This is a genomic window from Candidatus Sphingomonas colombiensis, from assembly GCA_029202845.1.
Taxonomy (GTDB): domain Bacteria; phylum Pseudomonadota; class Alphaproteobacteria; order Sphingomonadales; family Sphingomonadaceae; genus Sphingomonas; species Sphingomonas colombiensis.
Genome location: CP119315.1, coordinates 1,881,643 through 1,896,474 on the forward strand (window position 1 = coordinate 1,881,643; position 14,832 = coordinate 1,896,474).

24 protein-coding genes and 2 pseudogenes are annotated in these 14,832 nt (G+C 63.1%); 24 read left to right on the forward strand and 2 right to left on the reverse strand.

What is annotated here, in order from left to right; translation table 11 throughout:
* Positions 1–126: 126 nt before the first annotated feature.
* The 23 genes and pseudogenes from rplC (at position 127) to P0Y64_09040 (ending at position 12,345) form a co-directional block, all read left to right on the forward strand.
* Positions 127–882 (forward strand): annotated as a pseudogene (gene rplC / locus P0Y64_08930) (50S ribosomal protein L3).
* 3 nt (positions 883–885) lie between these two features.
* Positions 886–1,504: pseudogene (gene rplD / locus P0Y64_08935) on the forward strand (50S ribosomal protein L4).
* Positions 1,497–1,817: a 50S ribosomal protein L23 gene (locus P0Y64_08940; protein WEK44880.1), complete on the forward strand. Its 321-nt coding sequence runs from the start codon at positions 1,497–1,499 to the stop codon at positions 1,815–1,817. Before rplD ends, P0Y64_08940 begins: the two are co-directional and overlap by 8 nt.
* Positions 1,817–2,650 carry a 50S ribosomal protein L2 gene (gene rplB / locus P0Y64_08945; protein WEK44881.1) on the forward strand — a complete coding sequence of 278 codons (834 nt, stop codon included), beginning with the start codon at positions 1,817–1,819 and terminating at the stop codon, positions 2,648–2,650. The genes P0Y64_08940 and rplB overlap by 1 nt, the downstream gene beginning before the upstream one ends.
* Positions 2,650–2,928, forward strand: a complete 279-nt coding sequence (gene rpsS / locus P0Y64_08950; GenBank protein ID WEK44882.1) for a 30S ribosomal protein S19 — start codon at positions 2,650–2,652, stop codon at positions 2,926–2,928. The genes rplB and rpsS overlap by 1 nt, the downstream gene beginning before the upstream one ends.
* Positions 2,928–3,305 carry a 50S ribosomal protein L22 gene (gene rplV, locus P0Y64_08955; GenBank protein ID WEK44883.1) on the forward strand — a complete coding sequence of 126 codons (378 nt, stop codon included), beginning with the start codon at positions 2,928–2,930 and terminating at the stop codon, positions 3,303–3,305. The genes rpsS and rplV overlap by 1 nt, the downstream gene beginning before the upstream one ends.
* Positions 3,305–4,012, forward strand: coding sequence for a 30S ribosomal protein S3 (gene rpsC, locus P0Y64_08960; protein ID WEK44884.1), 708 nt, complete (start codon positions 3,305–3,307; stop codon positions 4,010–4,012). The genes rplV and rpsC overlap by 1 nt, the downstream gene beginning before the upstream one ends.
* Before the next feature lie 12 nt (positions 4,013–4,024).
* A complete protein-coding gene (gene rplP, locus P0Y64_08965) occupies positions 4,025–4,459 on the forward strand; it encodes a 50S ribosomal protein L16 (GenBank protein WEK44885.1) in 435 nt (144 codons plus the stop codon).
* 1 nt (position 4,460) lies between these two features.
* Positions 4,461–4,661 (forward strand): 50S ribosomal protein L29, encoded by a 201-nt coding sequence (rpmC, locus tag P0Y64_08970; GenBank protein WEK44886.1) that lies wholly within the window; start codon positions 4,461–4,463, stop codon positions 4,659–4,661.
* A gap of 13 nt (positions 4,662–4,674) precedes the next feature.
* Positions 4,675–4,959, forward strand: coding sequence for a 30S ribosomal protein S17 (rpsQ, locus tag P0Y64_08975; protein ID WEK44887.1), 285 nt, complete (start codon positions 4,675–4,677; stop codon positions 4,957–4,959).
* An 84-nt stretch (positions 4,960–5,043) separates the two neighbouring features.
* On the forward strand, positions 5,044–5,412 hold the full coding sequence (gene rplN, locus P0Y64_08980; GenBank protein ID WEK44888.1) for a 50S ribosomal protein L14: 369 nt from the start codon (positions 5,044–5,046) through the stop codon (positions 5,410–5,412).
* Positions 5,412–5,729 carry a 50S ribosomal protein L24 gene (rplX, locus tag P0Y64_08985; GenBank protein ID WEK44889.1) on the forward strand — a complete coding sequence of 106 codons (318 nt, stop codon included), beginning with the start codon at positions 5,412–5,414 and terminating at the stop codon, positions 5,727–5,729. The genes rplN and rplX overlap by 1 nt, the downstream gene beginning before the upstream one ends.
* Positions 5,722–6,306, forward strand: a complete 585-nt coding sequence (rplE, locus tag P0Y64_08990; protein ID WEK44890.1) for a 50S ribosomal protein L5 — start codon at positions 5,722–5,724, stop codon at positions 6,304–6,306. The genes rplX and rplE overlap by 8 nt, the downstream gene beginning before the upstream one ends.
* A 39-nt stretch (positions 6,307–6,345) precedes the next feature.
* On the forward strand, positions 6,346–6,651 hold the full coding sequence (gene rpsN / locus P0Y64_08995) for a 30S ribosomal protein S14 (protein ID WEK44891.1): 306 nt from the start codon (positions 6,346–6,348) through the stop codon (positions 6,649–6,651).
* A gap of 12 nt (positions 6,652–6,663) precedes the next feature.
* Positions 6,664–7,059, forward strand: a complete 396-nt coding sequence (gene rpsH, locus P0Y64_09000) for a 30S ribosomal protein S8 (GenBank protein WEK44892.1) — start codon at positions 6,664–6,666, stop codon at positions 7,057–7,059.
* The gene (gene rplF / locus P0Y64_09005; protein ID WEK44893.1) at positions 7,059–7,592 is read left to right on the forward strand and encodes a 50S ribosomal protein L6; all 534 of its coding nucleotides are present in this window, start codon (positions 7,059–7,061) and stop codon (positions 7,590–7,592) included. The genes rpsH and rplF overlap by 1 nt, the downstream gene beginning before the upstream one ends.
* A complete protein-coding gene (gene rplR / locus P0Y64_09010) occupies positions 7,589–7,939 on the forward strand; it encodes a 50S ribosomal protein L18 (GenBank protein WEK44894.1) in 351 nt (116 codons plus the stop codon). Before rplF ends, rplR begins: the two co-directional genes overlap by 4 nt.
* A gap of 3 nt (positions 7,940–7,942) precedes the next feature.
* Positions 7,943–8,677 carry a 30S ribosomal protein S5 gene (gene rpsE, locus P0Y64_09015; GenBank protein ID WEK44895.1) on the forward strand — a complete coding sequence of 245 codons (735 nt, stop codon included), beginning with the start codon at positions 7,943–7,945 and terminating at the stop codon, positions 8,675–8,677.
* 6 nt (positions 8,678–8,683) lie between these two features.
* A complete protein-coding gene (gene rpmD, locus P0Y64_09020) occupies positions 8,684–8,860 on the forward strand; it encodes a 50S ribosomal protein L30 (GenBank protein ID WEK44896.1) in 177 nt (58 codons plus the stop codon).
* A 98-nt stretch (positions 8,861–8,958) separates the two neighbouring features.
* Entirely contained in the window at positions 8,959–9,489 is a 531-nt protein-coding gene (gene rplO, locus P0Y64_09025; GenBank protein ID WEK44897.1) for a 50S ribosomal protein L15, read from the forward strand.
* A 198-nt stretch (positions 9,490–9,687) separates the two neighbouring features.
* Positions 9,688–11,052 (forward strand): preprotein translocase subunit SecY, encoded by a 1,365-nt coding sequence (gene secY / locus P0Y64_09030; protein WEK44898.1) that lies wholly within the window; start codon positions 9,688–9,690, stop codon positions 11,050–11,052.
* Positions 11,053–11,079: 27 nt separating this feature from the next.
* Entirely contained in the window at positions 11,080–11,727 is a 648-nt protein-coding gene (locus P0Y64_09035) for an adenylate kinase (protein WEK44899.1), read from the forward strand.
* A gap of 51 nt (positions 11,728–11,778) precedes the next feature.
* Positions 11,779–12,345, forward strand: a complete 567-nt coding sequence (locus P0Y64_09040) for a hypothetical protein (GenBank protein ID WEK44900.1) — start codon at positions 11,779–11,781, stop codon at positions 12,343–12,345.
* A gap of 303 nt (positions 12,346–12,648) precedes the next feature.
* On the opposite strand, the gene P0Y64_09045 is transcribed toward P0Y64_09040, so the two are convergent.
* Both P0Y64_09045 and P0Y64_09050 read right to left on the reverse strand, forming a co-directional pair.
* Entirely contained in the window at positions 12,649–13,263 is a 615-nt protein-coding gene (locus P0Y64_09045; protein ID WEK44901.1) for a MerR family transcriptional regulator, read from the reverse strand.
* Positions 13,264–13,473 (reverse strand): hypothetical protein, encoded by a 210-nt coding sequence (locus P0Y64_09050; GenBank protein WEK44902.1) that lies wholly within the window; start codon positions 13,471–13,473, stop codon positions 13,264–13,266. It lies immediately after the preceding gene.
* A gap of 119 nt (positions 13,474–13,592) precedes the next feature.
* Here P0Y64_09050 and P0Y64_09055 point away from each other — a divergent pair, with 119 nt between their 5' ends.
* Positions 13,593–14,753, forward strand: coding sequence for an IS1 family transposase (locus P0Y64_09055; protein WEK44903.1), 1,161 nt, complete (start codon positions 13,593–13,595; stop codon positions 14,751–14,753).
* Positions 14,754–14,832 lie beyond the last annotated feature (79 nt).

The following is a 14,832-nucleotide window of genomic DNA, read 5'->3' on the forward strand; positions in this document are numbered from 1 at the left end:
GGCGCCGGCCCGGGACGGGGGCGCGCTTCGCATAATCCGGGCCGAACTCGATCATCCCTTCCAGGGGTGGTCACAAGCACCTGTGGGATGGGCCTGCAGGTGCCTCTGTCAAGGAGCTTGTTGATCATGCGTACTGGCGTGATCGCGAAGAAAATGGGGATGACCCGCCTGTTCCAGGACGATGGCCGCCACGTGCCGGTTACCGTTCTGCAGATCGAGGCGCTTCAGGTCGTCGCTCGTCGCGAACAAAATCGTGATGGCTACACAGCCGTCCAGCTTGGCGCCGGGAGCGCCAAGGCAAAGAATGTCGCCAAGCCGCAGCGCGGCCATTTCGGCAAGGCCGAAGTGGAGCCGAAGGCGATCGTGCACGAATTCCGCGTGAGCGAGGAAAACCTCCTCGACGTCGGCGCGGAGCTGTCGGCCGATCACTTCGTCGCCGGCCAGTATGTCGACATCCAGGGCCGCACGCAGGGCAAGGGCTTTGCCGGCGCGTATGAAGCGCTGGGGCTTCGGCGGTCTGCGCGCCACCCACGGCGTGTCGGTGTCGCACCGCTCGCTCGGTTCGACCGGTCACCGCCAGGATCCGGGTCGCGTCTTCAAGAACAAGAAGATGGCCGGGCACATGGGCGACAAGAACCGCACCCAGCAGAATCTGGAGGTCGTCGGCACCGACGCCGAGCGCGGCCTCATCTTCGTCAAGGGCTCGGTGCCCTGGCTCGAAGGGTGGCTGGCTGTTCGTCAAGGACTGCGGTCAAGGTCGACCGCGTCACGCCGACGCGCCGCTGCCCGCCGGCCTGAAGGCCGCCAACAGCAACACCGCTGCGGACACGCCGGCCGAGACGCTCGGTCGCGCCCGAGGCGGCCGACGGCCAGGAGGGCTGATAAGTGAAGGTCAAGGTTTCCTCCTTCGACGCCAAGGCGAAGGCCGCGGACGTCGAGCTTTCGGACGAGGTCTTCGGCCTCGATCCGCGTGCCGACATCCTGCACCGCGTCGTCACCTGGCAGCTCGAGAAGCGTCGCGGCACCGCTCGCGGCACCCGTGAGCGCAGCCGATGTCGCACGGTCGGGCAAGAAGCTCGGTCGCCAGAAGGGCGGCGGCGTCGCCCGTCACGGTGATCGCCGGGCTCCGGTGTTCATCGGCGGCGGCAAGGCGCACGGTGCTCGTGTTCGCGACTTCAATCCGTCGCTGAACAAGAAGATCCGCGCGCTGGGCCTCAAGATGGCGCTTTCGAGCCATGCCAAGGCGGGCTCGCTGATCGTCCTCGATGCTTTCGAAGTCGCCAAGACCAAGGAGCTCAAGGGCCATTTCGAGACGCTCGGCGTCGGCAAGCGGACGCTGGTTATCGACAGCGACGCGGGCGAAGGTTTCCGTTCGGCGCGCAATCTGCCGGGCGTGGATCTGCTCCCGGCCGTGGGCGCGAACGTCTATGACATCATCAAGGCCGACACGCTGGTGATTACCCGCGCTGCGGTCGAGAAGCTGGAGGCGCGCTTCAATGGCTAAGAAGCCGACCAAGGCGATCGACAATCGTCACTATGACGTGATCGTCGCGCCGCACATCACCGAGAAGGCTACCCTTCTCTCCGAGCAGAACGCGGTTGTGTTCAAGGTGGCGCGCGACGCCTCCAAGCCGGAGATCAAGGCCGCCGTGGAAGCGATCTTCGACGTCAGCGTCGTGGGCGTGAACACGATCGTCCAGAAGGGCAAGACCAAGCGCTGGAAGGGTGCTCCCTATCAGCGGTCCGACATGAAGAAGGCGATCGTCACGCTCAAGGAAGGGCAGTCGATCGACGTGACCGAGGGGGCCAAGGCGTAATGGCACTCAAGCATTATAACCCGACCAGCCCAGGCGTTCGTGGCCTGATCCTGATCGATCGCTCGGCGCTCCACAAGGGGCGTCCGGTCAAGGCTCTCACCGAGGGCAAGACCAAGTCGGGCGGCCGCAACAACAAGGGTCACGTCACTTCGCGCGGCATCGCCGGCGGCCACAAGCAGCGTTATCGTTTCATCGATTTCAAGCGCCGCAAGTGGGATGCCGAAGGCACCGTCGAGCGTCTGGAATATGATCCCAACCGCACCGCGTTCATCGCACTGGTGAATTATGCGGACGGCGAGCAGGCCTATATCATCGCACCGCAGCGTCTGGGCGTTGGTGACAAGGTCGTCGCCGGCAAGAAGACCGACGTGAAGCCGGGCAATGCCATGGAACTGGGCCAGATGCCGGTCGGCACCATCGTCCACAACGTGGAGATGAAGCCGGGCAAGGGCGGTCAGATCGCTCGTTCGGCCGGCACCTATGTGCAGGTCGTGGGTCGCGACAAGGGCATGGTGATCGTTCGTCTCAACTCGGGCGAGCAGCGCTATATCCGCAGCGATTGCATGGCGACGGTCGGCGCGGTGTCGAACCCCGACAACCAGAACCAGAACTTTGGCAAGGCCGGTCGTTCGCGCTGGAAGGGCAAGCGTCCGCTTACCCGCGGCGTCGCGAAGAACCCGGTCGATCACCCGCATGGCGGTGGTGAAGGCCGTACCTCGGGCGGCCGTCATCCGGTCACCCCGTGGGGCAAGCCGACGAAGGGCGCCCGTACGCGCCACAACAAGGCGACTGACAAGATGATCATCCGCAGCCGTCACGCGAGGAAGAAGTAATGGCGCGCTCAGTATGGAAGGGTCCGTTCGTGGACCTGCATCTGCTCAAGAAGGCAGAAACCGCGCAGGATGGCGGCAGCCGCTCCGGTCCGATCAAGACCTGGTCGCGTCGTTCGACGATCCTGCCGCAGTTCGTTGGGCTCACGTTCAGCGTCTATAACGGCCGCAAGTTCGTGCCCGTCTCGGTCAACGAGGACATGGTCGGCATGAAGCTCGGCGAGTTCGCGCCGACCCGGTATTTCCCGGGTCACGCGGCTGACAAGAAGGGCAAGCGCTGATGAGCAAGCCTGCATCCCCCCGCAAGGTCGGCGAGAAGGAAGCGCTCTCGGTCGGCACGCAGATCCGTGGTTCGGCGCAGAAGCTGAACCTGGTTGCGGGCCTGATCCGTGGTCGCAAGGTCGGCGACGCGTTGAACATCCTCGCCTTCTCCAAGAAGGCGATGGCGGTTGACGCGCGCAAGGTGCTCGCCTCCGCGATCGCCAACGCCGAGAACAACCACAATCTCGATGTCGACGCGCTCGTCGTCGCCGAGGCGTCGGTCGGCAAGTCGATCACCATGAAGCGGTTCGCGACGCGCGGCCGCGGCAAGTCCACCCGCATCCTGAAGCCGTTCTCGCGGCTGCGGATCGTCGTGCGCGAGCAGGAAGAAGCCTAATGGGTCATAAGAGCAACCCGATCGGTCTGCGCCTGCAGATCAACCGCACCTGGGACAGCCGCTGGTACGCCGACGGCGCGGATTACGGACGCCTCCTTCTGGAGGACATCAAGATCCGCCAGTACATCGTCAAGACGCTGCCGCAGGCCGCGATCTCGAAGGTGGTGATCGAGCGTCCGGCCAAGCTGTGCCGCATCTCGATCTACGCGGCGCGCCCCGGCGTGATCATCGGCAAGAAGGGGTCCGACATCGAGAAGCTGCGTCGTGCCATTGGCGCGATGACTTCCTCCGAGGTCAGCCTGAACATCGTCGAGATCCGCAAGCCGGAAGTCGATGCCAAGCTCGTTGCGCAGGGCATCGCCGACCAGCTCGAGCGTCGTATCGCGTTCCGCCGTGCGATGAAGCGCGCGGTGCAGTCCGCGATGCGCCTGGGTGCCGATGGCATTCGCGTGCAGTGCGGCGGCCGTCTCGGCGGCGCCGAGATCGCGCGGACCGAAAGCTATCGCGAAGGTCGTGTGCCGCTGCACACGCTCCGCGCGAACATGGATTATGCCGAGGCCCAGGCCCACACCGCTTATGGCGTGTGCGGCGTGAAGGTCTGGATCTTCAAGGGTGAGATCCTGGGCCATGATCCGATGGCCACCGATCGGCTGATGATGGAGGCTCAGACCTCCGGCGTGCGCCCTGCGCGCGATGACCGCCGCTAAGGAGTAAGAGACGTGCTGCAACCGAAGCGCACCAAGTTCCGCAAGGCGTTCAAGGGCCGTATCCACGGCGACGCCAAGGGCGGCACCGCGCTCAACTTCGGGGCCTATGGCCTCAAGGCGATGGAGCCGGAACGGATCACCGCACGCCAGATCGAGGCGGCTCGCCGCGCGATCACGCGTCACATCAAGCGCCAGGGGCGTTTGTGGATCCGTATTTTCCCTGACGTGCCGGTTTCGTCGAAGCCTGCCGAAGTCCGCATGGGCAAGGGCAAGGGGTCGCCCGAATTCTGGGCGGCACGGGTCAAGCCGGGTCGTATCCTGTTCGAGCTGGACGGTGTTCCGGGCGCTCTTGCCGCCGAAGCGTTTGAACGCGCGGCGATGAAGCTCCCGATCAAAACCAAGGTCGTGGCGCGTCTCGGCGACACGTCGCACCTCGGAGGCGAGTAAGATGTCGAAGAATAGTGATTTCACCGGGCAGAGCGACGACCAGCTGGGCGAAGCGCTGGGCCAGCTGAAGCGCGAGCAGTTCAACCTGCGCTTCCAGGCCGCGACCAACCAGCTCGAGAAGCCGAGCCGCGTTCGCGAGGTCCGCAAGGACATCGCCCGCATCAAGACCCTGCAGGCGCAGCGCGCCGCAGTGGCCAAGTAAAGGACGAGAAGACATGCCGAAGCGCGTGCTGACCGGGGTGATCGTCTCGGACAAGGGCGAAAAGACGGTGGTCGTGAACGTGGAGCGTAAGGTCAAGCACCCGCTCTACGGCAAGATCATCCGCCGCTCGAAGAAGTATCACGCCCATGACGAGGCGAACGAGTTCAAGGCTGGCGAAACGGTGCGGATCGAAGAGACCAAGCCGATGTCGAAGCTGAAGACCTGGAAGGTGCTCGATCGGGTTAACACCCGCGCGACCCCGGAGCAGGTCGATGTCGACGGCGACGTCGCGGCATAATCGTTCGTCCGGGTAATCGGGCAATAGTTTGAAGGCGGCGCTGGGTCGGTATCCAGCGCCACAAAGCGAGAAGGAAGCGGATCAATGATCCAGATGCAATCCAATCTCGACGTCGCTGACAACAGCGGCGCGAAGCGGGTGCAGTGCATCAAGGTGCTGGGCGGCTCGAAGCGTCGCACGGCCAGCGTTGGCGACATCATCGTGGTGTCGATCAAGGAAGCACAGCCGCGTGGCAAGGTGAAGAAGGGCGACGTGCATCGCGCCGTCATCGTGCGCACCGCCAAGGACATTCATCGTGCGGACGGCTCGACCATCCGTTTCGATTCGAACGCCGCGGTGCTGGTCAACAAGAACGAGGAGCCGATCGGCACCCGTATCTTCGGCCCGGTGGTTCGCGAGCTGCGCGCCAAGAAGCACATGAAGATCATCAGCCTCGCGCCGGAGGTGTTGTAATGGCCGCCGCGAAGATCAAGAAGGGTGACCGCGTGATCGTCCTGTCCGGCAAGGACAAGGGCAAGACCGGCACCGTCACGCTGGCAATGCCGAAGGACGGCAAGGTCGTCGTGGAAGGCGTCAACGTCGCCACCCGTCACCGCAAGCCGAGCCAGGCGAACCCGCAGGGTGGCCTGGAGCGCTCGGAAGCGCCGATGCACATCTCGAAGGTGGCGCACGTCACCGCCGAGGGCAAGCCGACGCGCGTCCGTTTCGAGGTGCAGGACGGCAAGAAGGTCCGCGTGGCCGTGAAGTCCGGGGAGAAGATCGATGGCTGATGCTTACAAGCCGCGCCTCCGCAAGCTGTATGACGACAACATCGCCAAGGCGATGATGGAGAAGTTCGGCTACAAGAACGCGATGGAAATCCCGCGGATCGACAAGATCGTCATCAACATGGGCGTCGGTGAGGCGACCCAGGACAAGAAGCGCGTCGAACAGGCCGCTTCCGAGATGGAGCTGATCGCGGGCCAGAAGCCGGTGGTCACCAAGGCGAAGAAGTCGATCGCGCAGTTCAAGCTGCGTGAAGGCATGCCGATCGGCGTGAAGGTGACGCTGCGTCGCGAGCGGATGTACGAGTTCCTCGACCGCTTCGTCACCATCGCGCTGCCGCGCGTCCGCGACTTCCGCGGGCTGAACCCGAAGAGCTTCGACGGCCGTGGCAATTACGCCTGCGGTCTGAAGGAGCAGATCGTGTTCCCGGAAATCAACTACGACCGCATCGACAAGGTGCGTGGCATGGACATCATCGTCGCGACGACCGCGAAGACCGACGACGAAGCGCGCGAGCTGCTTCGTCTGTTCGGCTTCCCGTTCCCGCAGGATGCCGATGCCGAAGAGAAGAAGGCGGCGTGATCGCCTTGATCATGAATTTGAACGAGAGAGCTTAAGTCCATGGCGAAACTGAGTTCCGTTAATAAGAACGAGCGCCGCAAGAAGCTGGTGAAGCAATACGCCGGCAAGCTTGCAGCGCTGAAGGCGAAGGCGAACGACAAGTCGCTCGACGAGACCGAGCGTCTCATCGCGCGCCTGAAGATGGCCGAGCTGCCGCGCAATGCGAACCCGACCCGGGTGCGCAACCGCTGTGAGGTGACCGGTCGTCCGCGCGCCTATTATCGCAAATTCCGTCTCTGCCGCGTGCAGCTCCGTGAACTGGCCAACAAGGGCCTGATTCCCGGTGTCACGAAGTCGAGCTGGTAAGGATCACGAACAATGGCAGTGACCGATCCCCTGGGTGACCTGCTCACCCGTATCCGCAACGGCCAGCGCGCACGCAAGGACAGCGTCGTGTCGCCGGCATCGAAGATGCGGACCCGCGTGCTCGACGTGCTTCAGCGCGAAGGCTACATCCGTGGCTATAGCGCCGAAGACATGGGCCCCGTGAAGGGCGTCCGTATCGAGCTCAAGTATTTCGAGGGCCAGCCGGCGATCAAGCACGTCGCGCGCGTCTCGAAGCCCGGCCGCCGCATCTACAGTGGCTCGCAAGAGCTGCCGCGGGTGATGAACGGCCTTGGCATCACGATCGTTTCGACGCCGCGTGGCGTTCTGTCCGACGCGGAAGCGCGCGAGCAGAATGTTGGTGGCGAAGTGCTGGCGGAGGTGTTCTGATGAGCCGCATCGGCAAAAAGCCGGTCGCGATCCCTTCGGGCGTGACCGCGAACATCGCGAACGGCACGCTGAGCGTGAAGGGGCCGAAGGGCACCCTGGCGCTTCAGCTCGCCAGCGAAGTCACCTATGACGTTCAGGCGGACGGCATTTCGGTGCAGCCCGCCAACGAGACCAAGCGCGCACGTGCCTTCTGGGGCATGCAGCGCACGATGGTGCAGAATCTCGTGACGGGTGTGACCGAGGGCTTCACCAAGAAGCTGCTGATCACCGGCGTCGGCTATCGCGCCGCTGCGCAGGGCAAGAAGCTGAAGCTTCAGCTCGGCTACAGCCACGATGTCGATATCGACGTGCCGGAAGGTCTTGAGGTCAAGACCCCGGACAACACGACGGTCGAGATTTCGGGCGCCGACAAGCAGAAGGTCGGCCAGCTCGCCGCAGAGATCCGCCGCTGGCGTAAGCCTGAGCCTTACAAGGGCAAGGGCATCAAGTACGACGGCGAGTACATCTTCCGTAAGGAAGGGAAGAAGAAGTGACCAAGGGCCTTTCGCTTTTCGAAAAGCGGCGTCGCCGCAATCGCACGGCGCTTCGTGCACGTGCTGGTACTCGTCCGCGTCTGTCGGTGCATCGCTCGGGCAAGCATATCTATGCCCAGGTGATCGACGACGAGGCGGGCCGCACGGTCGCGTCGGCTTCGACGCTGGCCGGCCACGAGGGCAAGACCGCGACTGTCGCGGCCGCGTCCGAAGTGGGCAAGCGCGTTGCGGAAGCGGCGAAGGCCGCTGGCGTCACGCAGGTCGTGTTCGACCGTGGCGGCTTCCTGTTTCACGGCCGGGTGAAGGCGTTGGCGGAAGCCGCGCGTGAAGCCGGACTGGAGTTCTAAGACATGGCTGACGAGAACAACACCGAGGTGCAGGCCACCGCAGCGCCGGCTCCCGAGGCTGGTGCTCCGGCGGGCGAGGCGCCCCGCGGTCGCGGTGCGCGTGGCGGTCGTGGCAGCGGCGGCGGCGATCGTGGCCGTGGCGGCCGCGATGGCAACCGTGGGCGTCGCGACGATCGTCGCAACAACAACGACGACGGTGGTGAGGAGCTGATCGAAAAGCTCGTCCACATCAACCGCGTGTCGAAGACGGTGAAGGGCGGTAAGCGCTTCGGTTTCGCCGCGCTCGTCGTTGTCGGCGATGGCAAGGGCCGGGTCGGCTTCGGCCACGGCAAGGCACGCGAAGTGCCGGAAGCCATCTCCAAGGCGACCGCGTCGGCCAAGAAGCACATGGTCCGCGTTGCGCTCAAGGAAGGCCGCACGCTGCATCACGATGGCAATGGCCATTTCGGTGCGGGTCGCGTTACCCTCCGCTCGGCGCCGCAGGGCACCGGGATCATCGCGGGCGGCCCGATGCGCGCCGTCTTCGAGAGCCTGGGCGTCCATGACGTGGTCACCAAGTCGGTCGGCACGTCGAACCCCTACAACATGATCCGCGCCACCTTTGAGGCGCTGAGCAGCCAGACTTCGCCGAAGTCGGTCGCGCAGCGTCGTGGCAAGAAGATCGCCGACCTGCTCGGCCGTGGCCATGGCGCTGATGCGCAGACTGCCGCTGCCGAAGCGGCGGCCGTCACGGAGTAAGCCGGCATGGCGAAGATCAAGATCAAGCAGACCGGTTCGCCGATCCGCCGCACCAAGGATCAGCGCGCGACGCTGGTCGGGCTCGGCCTCAACAAGATGCACCGGGTTTCGGAGCTGGAAGACAGCCCCGAAGTCCGCGGGATGATCCGCAAGGTGCAGCACATGGTTGAAGTGCAGGGCTGATCGCCCGTCATTTCACCAGGTGACAAATCGGGGGGAGGGGGCTAACGCGCCTCCTTCCCTTTTCCATTGCGCGTAACAAGCGAAAGCGAGTGCACATTATGAAACTGAACGAACTCCGCGACAACGAAGGCGCCCGTCATCGCCGCATGCGTATCGGCCGTGGCATCGGCTCCGGCAAGGGCAAGACCGGCGGCCGTGGCCAGAAGGGCCAGAAGAGCCGCGAAGGCGTCTCGATCGCCGGCTTCGAGGGCGGCCAGATGCCGCTCCACATGCGTCTGCCGAAGCGGGGCTTCAACAACATCTTCGCCAAGGATTATGCTGAGGTGAACCTCGGCGCGATCCAGAAGGCGGTCGATGCGGGCAAGCTGACCGCCGGCAGCGATATCGATCACGCGGCGCTGAAGGCCGCTGGCCTGGCGCGCGGCGGCAAGGACGGCGTCCGTCTTCTCGCCAAGGGCGAGCTGAAGGCGAAGCTGAACTTCACCGTCGCCGGCGCTTCGGCGACGGCCCGCGCCGCCGTCGAAAAGGCTGGTGGCTCGGTCGCCGTGATCGAAGTCGTTCCGGCAGCCGAAAAGGCCAAGGCCAAGAAGGGCACCGCCCTCGCCGCCAAGGCCGCCAAGAAGGGCTGATTCCTTCACCATTCGGGCCGCGCCGATCGACCGTGTTTTTCCGCCACGCGCGGGACACAAAATCGATCGGTTCGGCGCGAAGGTGAAAGCTTATCGCCCGCGGCATTAGACATGGCGCTTCGTGCGCCTATATGAGCGGCGGGGCGGGGCATCAGTACCCTCTCCGCCGTTTTTCGTTTCCGAAGGCATCAACGCACGATGGCATCCGCAGCCGACCAGATGGCGCAAAGCATCAGCCTCGCGAAATTCTCGCAGGCGACCGACCTCAAGAAGAGGCTGTGGTTCACGATCGGCGCGCTGATCGTCTTCCGCATGTTGAGCTACGTGCCGCTTCCCGGCATTGATCCCACCGCGCTTGGCCTGTTGAGCCAGCAGACGCGCGGCGGTGTGCTCGATTTCTTCAACACCTTCTCTGGCGGCGCGCTGACGCGCATGTCGCTGATCGCGCTCGGCGTGATGCCGTACATCACGGCATCGATCGTCGTGCAGCTCGCGACATCGCTGTCGCCGCAGCTCGCCGCGATCAAGAAAGAGGGTGAGAGCGGGCGCAAGAAGCTCAATCAATATACCCGCTACGGCACGGTGCTGCTTACCGCGGTGCAGGGCTATTTCATCGCCGTCGGGCTGGAGGCGCTGGGCGCCAATCAGGGCGTGCAGGCGGTGATCCAGCCGGGCATGATGTTCCGCGTCGCTGCGGTGATCTCGCTCATCGGCGGTACGATGTTTCTGATGTGGCTGGGTGAGCAGATCACCAGCCGCGGCATCGGCAACGGTGTGTCGCTGATCATCATGGCGGGCATTGTCGCGCATTTGCCGACGACGCTGTTCAACCTGCTTGAGGGCGGTCGGTCGGGCAGCCTCGATCCGATCAAGCTGATCGGCATCGTCCTCGCGGTCGTGCTGCTCGTCCTGTTCATCTGCTTCATGGAGCGGGCGCAGCGGCGGATCCTGATCCAATATCCGAAGCGACAGACGCAGCGCGGGATGCAGGCCGAGCGCAGCCATCTGCCGCTGAAGCTGAACACCGCCGGCGTTATCCCGCCGATCTTCGCTTCGTCGCTGCTGCTGATGCCGCTCACCATCACCCAGTTCGCGGGCAATCGCGTATCGGGCGAAAGCCGGCTCGGCGATGTGATCATCAGCCTCAACCAGTATCTGCAGCACGGTTCGCCGCTTTACATGCTGTTGTATGGCGCGGGCATCATCTTCTTCTCGTTCTTCTACACTGCGGTGCAGTTCAACCCGGAAGAGACGGCGGAGAATCTGAAGCGCCACGGTGGTTTCATTCCGGGCATCCGTCCGGGCAAGAACACCGAGCAATATTTCGATTACGTCCTGACGCGCATCACCGTGATCGGTGCCGCATATCTGACGCTGATCTGTCTGTTGCCGGAATATCTGGTGACCGCGCTGTCAATTCCCTTTTATCTTGGCGGCACCAGCCTTTTGATCGTCGTCAACGTGACGATGGATACGGTAACGCAAATTCAGTCGCACCTGTTGGCGCACCAATATGGCGATCTGATCAAGAAGGCGAAGCTGAAGGGCGGTCGCCTGCGTTAAGCGCGCAGATTTTGGGAGAGGGATCGCGTGAATATTATCCTGTTGGGGCCGCCGGGCGCGGGCAAGGGGACTCAGGCTGCGCGCCTGGTCGCCGACCGGGGCATGACGCAGCTTTCGACCGGCGACATGCTGCGCGCTGCGGTCAAGGCCGGCTCGCCGGTCGGGTTGCAGGCGAAGGCCGTGATGGAATCGGGCGGGCTCGTCTCGGATGAGATCGTGTCCGCGCTGATCGGCGAGCGGCTCGATCAGGGCACTGGCGCCGGGGCGATCTTCGATGGCTATCCGCGCACTGCCGCGCAGGCCGAATCGCTCGACGAATTGCTCGGCGCGCGCGGCGCCAAGCTCGATTATGTGATCGAGCTCGCGGTCAACGAGGATGCGCTGGTCGAGCGTATCGTCGGCCGCTTCACCTGCGCCACCTGTGGCGAAGGATATCACGACAGGTTCAAGCAGCCGAAGGTCGCGGGTACCTGCGACGTATGCGGTGGGCATGAGTTCAAGCGCCGCGCAGACGACAATGAAGAAACCGTCCGCACGCGCATGGCCGAATATCGCGCGAAGACCGCGCCGATCATCCCAATCTACGAGGCGCGCGGGCTCGTGCGCCGGGTCGACGGCATGGCCGATATCGCCGACGTGACCATCGCGATCGAGGCGATTTTCGACAGCAAGTGACATATTGTCTCCTCACCTCGCTGGCCTATCATGCCGGTGAGGGAGGGGATGATGATGCGCAGTTTCCCATGCGCCGCCGCCGCGTTGCTAGCCACTGGCTGGTGCTGGGCCATGCCCGTGCAAGCCGAGGTGCTCCACGCTGCGCGTGACGGCTTTGAAATCTCTGTCACCACGATCGCCGCCGCCACGCCGGAGCTTGCCTGGGACACATTGGTCAGTCCCGCGCTCTGGTGGGATGGCGTCCACAGCTGGTCTGGCGACTCGCGCGACCTTTCTCTCGATCCGCGCGCCGGCGGCTGTTTCTGCGAGCGCCTGCCGCCGAAGGGCGATGAACAAGCCGGGTCGGTCGAGCACGGCCGGGTGATCTTCGTGCGCCCGCCGCACATGCTGCGACTCGCCAGCGCGCTCGGCCCGCTTCAGGCAGAGGCGGTAAGCGGCGTGCTCACCTTCACCATCGCGCCGGGCGAAGCGGGGCATAGCAAGCTCACGCTGCATTATGTCGTCGGGGGCTATTTTCGCAGTGACGCGACGGCGCTTGCTCCGGTGGTCGATTCGGTCCTCGGCGCACAGGTCGCGCGCTGGCGCGCGGCGGTGGAGCGTCGGTCCTCGGGTAAATGAACAAATTGTCATGCGGGAGCCACCCGCCCGATGCGTGACGGGTTCTATCTCGTGAGTCATAGCCGGTTGTCCCCCCTTCCGGCTCCCAAATCAGGTGTCACCTGACCACGAGATCGGTACCCGAAACTCCCGGGGGTACCGAGGCCGGCGGGAAGTTCGCTTCCCGCCGGCTTTCCGTTTTCGGAAACTGGGCCGGGTTCGCCGCCGGGTGGTGACGGATTTTGAAGTGGGGTGTTAGGGATGCCAACATCCGAGGTCGAAATGTTACTCTGGCTCAACACCTCCCCGGAGCGCCTCTCAGAGTCAGCTATCATTAGCCCCCACACCCGTTAGACGCCGGACCCGACGACCGGTCAGATTAACCGGGGCCTCCAACGTAACGATCGGCTTGCGTCCGCGGATCATCAATCGCGCGCCGACCACGCGGAGATCTACACCCGCGATGAAAATCGTGCTCTCGTCAAAGATCGCCTCATCGCGATCGATCACGCGGTGGTCGCCGTCCTCATCCCAAACGAGGTAATTAGTCTGTTGTGGGTGTCCTGCGAGATCGCTTGCAAAATCATCCAACTCAAACCCGGAGAGGAACTCGTCAACGTCGCCAGCAGGGCCGATGACCTCACATGCTCCTGCATGACTAATGATGGCGTGAAATAATGCGCCGGCGATTGCAATGTCAGCAATCGCCGGGCTCTGGCTGGGCGATACACCCAACTTCGAGAGCGCATACCGGATAGTGATCATAATCACGTCGTTGGGGGTGAAACGCGCGTGCCCACCACCGATCTCGGGCAAATGCCCACGCTTGCGCCAAAGGCGCTGCATGTCCTGCGTCAGACCGCTGATTTGAGCGAGGTCACCAGCCGAGTACGTCGCATAGGAGCGAGGCCATTTCATCGCCTCAGGAACGTCGCCCATCTACTCCTCCACGATCATTTGGATGCGGGAAACTGACAGCAGAGCCCGGCGATTGGTGAGAACACCATCCTCGTCGGCAACATCCACCAATTCGCCGGCCAAAAATCGGCCATTGGCCGCCAGCGCGCCGACCTCTGGAATGCCGCAGGCTGGCAACTCAACAAGCTGCGGCTCAGCCCAGCCCATAAGAAAAATCCGAAACTGTCCCATTCCGATCCTCGATTCGTGGTTTGTTCTAAAGGATCAATGATCTTTGTCAATCGGGATCATTGACTCTATAGATCGGGATCAATAATAAGTTAGCCTTCTGAAACAGCTAGGAGGTTGGAATGAACAGGTTAGAAGTCAGGGAGCGGGCGCAGATTCTGCATGCGCTCTGCGAAGGCATGTCGATGCGCGCATGTGAGCGGGTCTTTGATCGCCCTCTCGCAACGGTGGTGAAGATCGTCGAAGAAGTGGGCGATATGGCGATCCGATTTCACCAGCGTGCACCGACCTACAGTCCACGCATGATCCAGGTGGATGAATTGTGGTCTTTCGTGGGGAGGAACGACCACGGATACAAATTAGATGAAAAGGTGGAGTCCGAGGGCGTTAGCTGGACGTATCTTGGTGTCGATCCCGATACGCAGCTTGTACTTGGCTATCACGTTGGCGGGCGCCATGCAGTCGATGCCGTTGCATTCATGCGGAAGATCGCGTCGCGTTTGACCCGAGCAGCCGATGGCTCCTTTGCCACTCGGCCCTCGATCGCGTTCGATGGGCTGCCCGCTTACCCTGACGCGGTAGACCTCGCCTTCGGCGATGACGTGAATGCAGGCGTTTTCGAAAAGCAATATGATGAACGGAAGCGCTACAAGGGGTCGGTGCGCAAACGGGTGAAGGGATCGCTCGACGCAGAGGAGATCAATACTTGGCGGATCGAACGCGAGAACGGATTTATGCGCCAAGCCAATCGCCGTTTCACCCGTAAGTCGAACGGCTTCTCAAAGCGGCTGGAGTTTCATGAGCGTCAAATTGCTATTTGGATGCTGTATCGCAACTATTGTTGGGTTCCTCGTCCGCGCCGTTTGCGGGATGGAACCTCCCGTTGGGAAAAGCGCGTTCCGGGAGCAATGGCCGCGGGCCTGACTGATCGCGTTTGGACCATCGACGAACTCGTTGAAATGTCCGACGAGTTCCGAGCTACTCGGATCGCCGAGGAAGTGAACAATGCTCCAGTTCCGGCCGTGTGCCCCGACGAAGCTCCGTTCTGGGTCAATCATAGCCCCTATCATCGCCGTGCGAAGGTCCATGCGGCCACGTGTTCGACGCGGAAGAAAGCGTTGGCAGCCGAAGGGACGGTGGTCAGGGAGGGCATGTGGCGCGGGTTTGCCACGCAGGATGAAGCAACGAAGTTCGCCGCTCATCTTGAACCCGACCATCATGACATCTGCCGCCTGTGCTTGGGTTCCTACCTCACGTTATCGACATTCGGACGTCGTCGGTGACCGCAAGCTTTCCTTGACGCTCAACGATTGGCAGGCGACAAGTACGAGATGATCACGGATGCCACAGCCACGGACCGCA